Annotated in this window: 7 protein-coding genes; 3 read left to right on the top strand and 4 right to left on the bottom strand. The window is 76.1% G+C overall.

Going from position 1 to position 7,035, the window contains the following annotated elements:
* The 4 genes from KSNIM_RS05945 to KSNIM_RS05930 form a co-directional block, all read right to left on the bottom strand.
* On the bottom strand, positions 1–1,615 hold a 1,615-nt coding region (locus KSNIM_RS05945; RefSeq protein WP_263102165.1), incomplete at its 3' end, for an adenylate/guanylate cyclase domain-containing protein.
* A 32-nt stretch (positions 1,616–1,647) separates the two neighbouring features.
* A complete protein-coding gene (locus tag KSNIM_RS05940) occupies positions 1,648–1,851 on the bottom strand; it encodes an aroma-sacti cluster domain-containing protein (RefSeq protein ID WP_263102164.1) in 204 nt (67 codons plus the stop codon).
* A complete protein-coding gene (locus tag KSNIM_RS05935) occupies positions 1,848–2,537 on the bottom strand; it encodes an iron-containing redox enzyme family protein (protein ID WP_263102163.1) in 690 nt (229 codons plus the stop codon). Before KSNIM_RS05935 ends, KSNIM_RS05940 begins: the two co-directional genes overlap by 4 nt.
* A 115-nt stretch (positions 2,538–2,652) precedes the next feature.
* Complete coding sequence (locus KSNIM_RS05930; protein ID WP_263102162.1) at positions 2,653–3,768, bottom strand: radical SAM protein; 1,116 nt, start codon at positions 3,766–3,768, stop codon at positions 2,653–2,655.
* A 316-nt stretch (positions 3,769–4,084) separates the two neighbouring features.
* Here KSNIM_RS05930 and KSNIM_RS05925 point away from each other — a divergent pair, with 316 nt between their 5' ends.
* The 3 genes from KSNIM_RS05925 to KSNIM_RS05915 all read left to right on the top strand — a co-directional run bounded on the left by KSNIM_RS05925 (position 4,085) and on the right by KSNIM_RS05915 (position 6,917).
* Positions 4,085–4,366 carry a hypothetical protein gene (locus KSNIM_RS05925; RefSeq protein ID WP_263102161.1) on the top strand — a complete coding sequence of 94 codons (282 nt, stop codon included), beginning with the start codon at positions 4,085–4,087 and terminating at the stop codon, positions 4,364–4,366.
* Positions 4,367–4,434: 68 nt separating this feature from the next.
* Complete coding sequence (locus KSNIM_RS05920; protein ID WP_263102160.1) at positions 4,435–5,631, top strand: radical SAM protein; 1,197 nt, start codon at positions 4,435–4,437, stop codon at positions 5,629–5,631.
* Positions 5,632–5,657: 26 nt separating this feature from the next.
* On the top strand, positions 5,658–6,917 hold the full coding sequence (locus KSNIM_RS05915) for an MFS transporter (RefSeq protein ID WP_263102159.1): 1,260 nt from the start codon (positions 5,658–5,660) through the stop codon (positions 6,915–6,917).
* Positions 6,918–7,035 lie beyond the last annotated feature (118 nt).

Here is a 7,035-nt window from a genome sequence, read left to right as displayed (position 1 = left end):
GGTGCAGAGCGGGCAGCACCGGGTCCGGGTCGGCCGGGCCCGGCCGCAGCTCGCCGCCGGGGCCGCTCTCCGGCCCGCCGCGGGCGAGGCCGGCGACCTCCTCGGCACGGAAGTCCCGGCCGACCACCGAGGCCAGCGCGAGGGTCGTCCGCTCGGGCGGCGCGAGCGCGTCGATCCGGGCGCCGAGCAGCGCCTGCACGGTGGGCGGCAGCCCGCCCGCGCCGTGCCCGTCCGCGGCCATCGCCAGCAGCTGCTCCAGATGCAGCGGATTGCCCTCCGCGCGCTCCAGCAGCGCCGCACCCGCCTCGGCGCCGTGCCCGGCGACCTCGACCAGCCCGGCGGCCAGCCGGGCACAGTCCTCCTCGGACAGCCCACCGAGCGCGACGGCCGCCGATCGGCGCGCCCACTCCTGGTCCTGGTCGAGGAGTTCCGGCCGGCCCGGGCAGAGCAGCAGCACGGGCTGCGCCGCGAGGTCGTCGGCGAGCCGGCGCAGTACGGCGCGCAGCAGCGCACCGGCCCAGTGGAAGTCGTCGACGACCAGGACCAGCCCGTCCGTTCCGGCCAGCGCGCCGAGCACGGCGGCCAGCGCGGCGCAGGTCTCCTCCACCGACGGGTCGGGGGTGCCGTCGCGCAGCAGGCCGGCCTCCAGCAGCCGCAAGGACTCGGCGGGGAGCGGGTGTCCGGCGCCGGCGAGCAGCGGCCGGAGCGCGTCGGCGAGCGGGGCGAGGCTGCCCCGGTCGCCGTACGGGCGGCAGCGGCCGGCGCCGTGCCGCACGCCGCCGCGGGCCAGCCACTCGCGGACCAGCCGGGTCTTGCCGAGTCCGGCCTCGCCGTGCACGGTGAGCAGCCGGGCGCCGCCCTCCACGGTGCGTGCCAATGTCTCGTTCAGCAACCGAAGTTCGGACTCCCGGCCGACGAACGGGGTGTCGAAGCGGCGGAGCAGCTCCGGGGCGTCGCCGTGCAGGGCCAGCAGCCGGTGCGCGGGCACCCGCTCGGTCTTGCCCTTGAGGGCGAGCGGGCCGGCCGGCTCGGTCAGCGCCGCGTTCGGGCCGATCGCCCGCAGGGTGTCCGGGCCGATCAGGATCTCGCCGGCGGCGGCGTTCTGCTCCAGCCGGGCGGCCACGTTCACCACCTCGCCGGAGACCAGCGCCTGCCGGGCGGAGGCGTCCGTACTGGCCACCGCCTCACCCGTGTTGACGCCGATCCGGACGTTCAGCCGGACCCCGAGAGCGGCGAGCCCGTCGTTCAGCCCGGCGAGCGCCTCGACCATGTCGAGGGCGGCGGCGGCCGCCCGGCGGGCGTCGTCCTCGTGCATCACCGGGATGCCGAACACGGCCATCACCGCGTCGCCGATGAACTTCTCGACCCGGCCGCCGTGCGCCTCGATCCGTTCCGTCATCAGCTCGAAGTACCGAAGGGTCACCGAGCGCAGCGCCTCCGGGTCGAGCCGGCCGGAGAGCGCGGTCGAGCCGACCAGGTCGCAGAAGAGCACGCTGACCATCCGGCGCTCGTCCGAACGGGCCGTGGGCACGTCCGGCGCGGCGAGCGCGGCGCCGCAGTGCGGGCAGAAACGGGCACCGGCGGGCGGCTCGCCCGCGCAGCTGGGGCAGGCCACAGCGGCCTCCTCTCCGAAAAGGTGATGTGCCGTCAGAACAGTGCTCCGCCGGCCACCGTGGTGTGCGCCTGCACCTCCGGCTCGACCTCGTCGAGGCGCGCCTTGAGGTCGAGCAGCAGTGCCAGCTCCTCCGGGCCGAGCGTGCGGAACACCCCCAGCTGCTCCTCGGTGAAGGTGTCGACGGGGAAACCGGCCGCGGCGAGGGCGGTGAGCACGGGGTCGTCGGCGGGATTCATGCGCGTTCTCCTGAGGACGGGCCGGGGTGGGCCAGCGAACGGAACAGATGGGTGGTGGCGGTGACGGTGTGCAGGGCGCTCACGGTCACCGCGCTCTCCTGCCGGACGTCCAGCGGCAGGCCGTCCAGTAGGGCGTCCAGGTCGGCCCGGTGGCCGGTGTCGAGCACGGCGTGGTCGTGCACGGTGCGGAAGGCCGCGGCCGGCAGGCCGGTGTCCGCGGCGAGCCGGCCGGCCAGCCACGGCGCGGGCGCATGGCCCTCCAGCACCGTCATGTAGCCGAGCAGCGCGACCGGGTGGACGTGTTCGATCCAGTAGTACTGCGGGCCGACCAGCCGGGCCGCGGCCACCGGCGGCGGGCCCGCGTCGGGCGCCGCACCGGCGGCCGCCAGGTCCTCGAGCAGCCAGTCGTCGTGGCCGCGCTCCTCCTCGATGTGGCGCTCCAGGTAGGCGCCGAGCGGCCCCGCGACCCGGTCCTCGGGCCCGGCCCCGGCGCAGCGCCGCGCGGCGAGCTCCATCAGCGGCACGGAGGCCCGCACCACCGCGTGCATCGCCCGCAGGTAGGCGGCGTAGCGCCCGCCCAGACCGTCCGGCTGCCACAGCGCCGAGGTCGCGGCCCGCAGCGGCAGGGCGGCCAGGTCGAGGGTCAGCCGGAGGGCGGTGCTGCGGGAGGGCGGTGCGGAGGTCATCGGGCTTCTCCGAACGGGAGCGGGGCCGGCGTGCGGGCGGGGAAGGGCGTGGCCGGGTGCGGGCGAGTGCGGCGGGCCCGGGTGCGGCAGGGGATCGGCCGCGCGGGTGCGGCGCTCATCCGGCCTCCCCGAGCGGGAGCGGGCCGGGGCCGTGCGGGGGCCGCGGTGGTGCGGTGCCGAGGGTGACCAGGTCGGCCCAGGCGGCGCTGCCGAAGCGCCGGACCAGCGCGGCCGGTCCGGCCGCGGCCTGGGTGCGTGCGGCCTGCAGGTCGAGCAGTTCGCCGATCGGTCCGGCACCCGTCCGGGCGGCGCCCGCGTACACCGCCGGGTGGTCCGGCAGGGCGCGGCAGCCGGCGCAGGGGCCGGTGCAGTCGGCCGCCGTGCCGAAGCGGGCGTACAGGTGCGGGGCGCCGACCGCGCGGACCATCCGCAGCACCGGCGCGGTCAGCGCCCGGCGCCGCACGGCGGCCCAGTCGTCGCGGTCGGTGTGGCCGAGCAGCAGGTGCGCGGGGACGGGGCGCCGGTCCACCACCTGCTGGTTGCAGCAGGCGAGCACGGCGCCGTCGGCGGCGACCACCGGCCAGGCGGCCATCGCGCAGGGCACCGGCCGGCCGTCCGGGCCGGGCGCCGACTGCGGGGCCGCCCAGCGTGCCGCCCGGCCGACCGCCCGCACCTCGTTGACGAGCATCGGCACGGCGTCGCCGAAGACGCGGCGGACCTGCCCGGTGACCTCGGCGAGGTACGGGTCCTCGGGGCCGCCGCCGGTCAGGTGCAGACTCACCGGCACACCGCCGTCCAGCACGGCACGCAGTGCGGCGAACACGTCCGCGCGCGGCACCTCCCGTTCGTGGAAGGCGTCCAGGCTGGCGGAGAAGTGGTCGACCCGGCCGATCGCCGCCGCGATCCTGTCCGGGACGCGGCCGCCGCGGGCGAAGAACATCCCGCTGAGCACCGCCGTCCGCGCTCCGGACACCCGTGCGGCGTCGGCGAGTCGGGCGACGAGCTCGGGCCGCAGCAGCGGCTCGCCGCCCGTCAGCAGCACCAGCTCCGGCCGGTCGGTGGCGGTGAACGACCGTACGAGGCGCAGCAGTCCGTCCCCGGGCCGGTCGGTGCCCCGCATGTCGGAGGCGGTCGAGCAGTGCGCGCAGCTGAGCGGGCAGCGGCGGGTCAGCGTCAGCAGCAGGCCGGCGCAGGGCGTCGGGCGCAGGCCCACGAGTTCGGCCAGGTCCATCGTCCACCTCTTCCCGCAGCTGGGCCGTCCCCGCCACGGTGCCCGCCCGCGGTCGGCAGCCGGTTCTGCGGCGCCCCGGATCCGGTACATCCGCAGGCCGCGGCCGGTGCGGGGCGGCCCGGACGGACCGCCGCAGCCGCCTGCGGTTGCCCGCAACCGGCGCCGACCTGCGCCAGGACCGTCCTGTACCGCGGCTGAACCGTCGCCGTGCCGGCCGTTCCTAGCTTTCTCGGTGCCGGCGGACGGAACGCCGGCCGCAGCACCGAGCCGGGCGTGCCGATCGGGCCCGCCCGCCGAACCAGGACTGGAGACCACCATGGCCGAGAACACCGAGCCCACCCGCGACGAGGACGTCGAGGTCGTGGCGCACAGCGGCGACGCCGAGGACACCCCCTGGTGCGTCATCAACACCGGCAAGACCAACGTCGACGAGGACGTCGAGGTCGTGGCGCACAGCGGTGACACCGAGGACACGCCGTGGTGCGTCATCAACACCGGCACCACCAAGCTCGACGACGAGGACGTCGAGGTCGTCGCCCACAGCGCGGACGCCGAGGACACCCCCTGGTGCATCATCAACACCGGCACCGCGAACTGATCGACCCGGCCAACGGGGCCCGCCGTCCGGCGGGCCCCGTCCCCCTTCCCAGGCCCATGGAGGTCACCGTGCCCGCAACCCAGCCCGCCCTCCGCTCCGACCGGTACCGCCTGCTCCGCAGGGCCGACGCCGGCTGGTGGTTCCTCGGCGACGGGGGCGTCGCCCGGCTCGGCCCCGGCCAGGTCGGCCCGGACGGCGGCCTCGTACCCGCGGCCGAGCAGCGGCTGCGGGAGGCCGGGATGCTCGACGCCAAGGCCTTCCGCTCCTACTCGCTGACGGTGCTCACCAGCACCGACTGCAACCTCGGCTGCGGCTACTGCTTCCAGAACACCGGGCAGGACCCGAAGGGCGGCAACCGGCCGCCGCGGATCAGGCACGCCCGGCTGACCTCCGAGATGATCGGCGAGGTCCTCGACTTCACCCGGCAGCGGATGGCCGAGGCCGGCCTGGACCGGCTGGCCGTGATGCTGTTCGGCGGCGAGCCGCTGCTCAACTTCCGCGGCGCCCGTGAACTCCTGCACCGATCGGCCGAGTTGGGCGAGGTGGAGGCCGGCATGATCTCCAACGGCACCATGCTCACCCCGCTGATCGCCAAGGAGCTCAACGCCGCCGGCCTGAAGTCCGTCCAGATCACCTTCGACGGCGACCGCGAGGAGCACGACGCGATCCGGATCCGCCGCTCCGGCGGCGGCACCTTCGACGCCATCGTGCACAACGTGGCCAGGGCGATGGCCGCCGCCGAGTCGATCCGCTGGCACCTGCGGATCAACGTCTCGCACCACAACCGGCACGGCATGGACGCCCTGCTGGAGCGCCTCGCCGCCGGCCTCGACCCGGCCCGCTGCGGACTGCAGTTCGCCCTGGTCGGCGACGTCGGCGTCGGGTACGGCAACGAACTCGCCTACGGCAGCGGACTCGCCGCCGACTTCACCCGCTGGCACGCGCGCGCCCTGGAACTCGGCTTCGCGCTGACCCGGCCGCGCCCCAACGACGGCTGCCAGGCCTGCACCCACCACGACGGCCGCTACGGCGCGGTGGTCAACGCCGACGGCGTGCTCTCCAGCTGCTGGGAGACCGCCGGCCGGCCCGGCTGGGAGGTCGGCACCCTGGCCGACGGCTACCTGCCCGCCGACCGCACCGAGGGCCGCTGGATCACCTGCGACGACCAGTACCAGCACGGCGAGAACGCCGCCGCACTGGCCGTCTTCCAGGACGAGGTCGACGCGGCCCTGCTCGACCTGCTGCACACGGCCGGCCGTCTCTGACGCCGGCACAACCTCGGAGGTGGACGATGGCTGACCCCGGAGTGCTGAGCGCGAACCGGGACTTCAGGCGGTACTGGATCGGCTCGGCCCTGTCGACGCTCGGCTCCCAGATGTCGCTGATCGCGTTCCCGCTGCTCGTGCTGTCCCTCGGCGGCGGCGCCGCCCAGGCCGGACTGGTGGCCAGCTGCTCACTGCTGACCCGGATGCTGCTGCGCATCCCCGCCGGGCAGCTGGCCGACCGGGTCGACCGCAGGCGGCTGATGCTCGGCGCCGACCTCGTCCGCCTGGTCGCCGTCGGCTCCGTCCCGGCCGCCGCCGGACTCGGCGTGCTCGGCTACCCGCAGCTGCTCGCCGTGGCCGTCGTCGAGGGCGTGGCCACCGCGGTGTTCGCCCCCGCCTCCACCATCGCCGTCCGGGACGTCGTCGCCGAGGAGCACCTCTCCGACGCACTCGCCAAGGACCAGGCCGCGCTGGCCGCCGCCTCCCTGCTCGGCCCTTTCCTCGGCGGCTGGCTGTTCACCGTCGACCGGATCCTCCCGTTCACCGCGGACGCCGCCTCCTACGCCGTCTCCGCCGTCCTGCTGCTGCGGATGGCCACCCGGCCCGCCCCCGCCGAACCGGGCGCCCGCACCGACAACAGCCCCACCGCCGGCCTGCGCTGGCTGCTGCGGCAGCCGGCCCTGCTGCGGGCGCTGCTCTTCGGCGCCCTGCTCAACCTGGTCGGCGCCGCCTCCGAGGTCGCGATGGTCGTCACCCTCCGGGACGGCGGCAGCGGCGGCACCGCGATCGGCACCGTGCTCGCCTGCGCCGGCGTCGGCGCCGTGCTCGGGTCGCTCGCCGCACCACGCGTCCTCAAGGTGCTCCGGCCGGGCCAGCTCTTCCTGGTCATCGGCACGGTGTGGGCCGCCGGCACGGCCGTGATCGCGGTCACCGCCCGGCCCTGGGTGGTCGGACCGCTGCTCGTCCTGCTGATCCTGCTCACCCCGCCCGCCGGCATCGTGGTCGGCCAGGCGTTGATCAGCCAGTCCCCGCGGCACCTGCTCGGCCGGGTCAGCACCGCCGCCGACCTGCTGATCGCCGGGCTCGCCGCCGTCGGCCCCGCCCTCACCGGCATCGCCCTGGAGGGCTTCGGCATCCCGCAGACCTGGCTGCTGCTCGCCGTCCTGATCGCCGCCACCACGGCGGTGGCCGCCGTCCCGATGCTCCGCGAGTCCGGTCTCGGTGCCCCGCGCCAGGAGCCCGCCGCGGAGCCCGCCCCCGACGGGAGCAGCGCCGTCGCCGCCTGAAACGGCGATCCCTTCAGGGGCGCGTGGGGGCACCTCCCGGCCGAAGGCCGGGGGAGAACTGCGCAGTGCGGATGCGGGCCTCCGTACGGATCAGGGCTTACCCCGTGCCGTCGACATG

The organism is Kitasatospora sp. DSM 101779 (assembly GCF_025655475.1).
GTDB lineage: Bacteria > Actinomycetota > Actinomycetes > Streptomycetales > Streptomycetaceae > Kitasatospora.
Note: the sequence above shows the minus strand (reverse complement) of the source record. Positions and strands in the feature narration are given on the sequence as shown.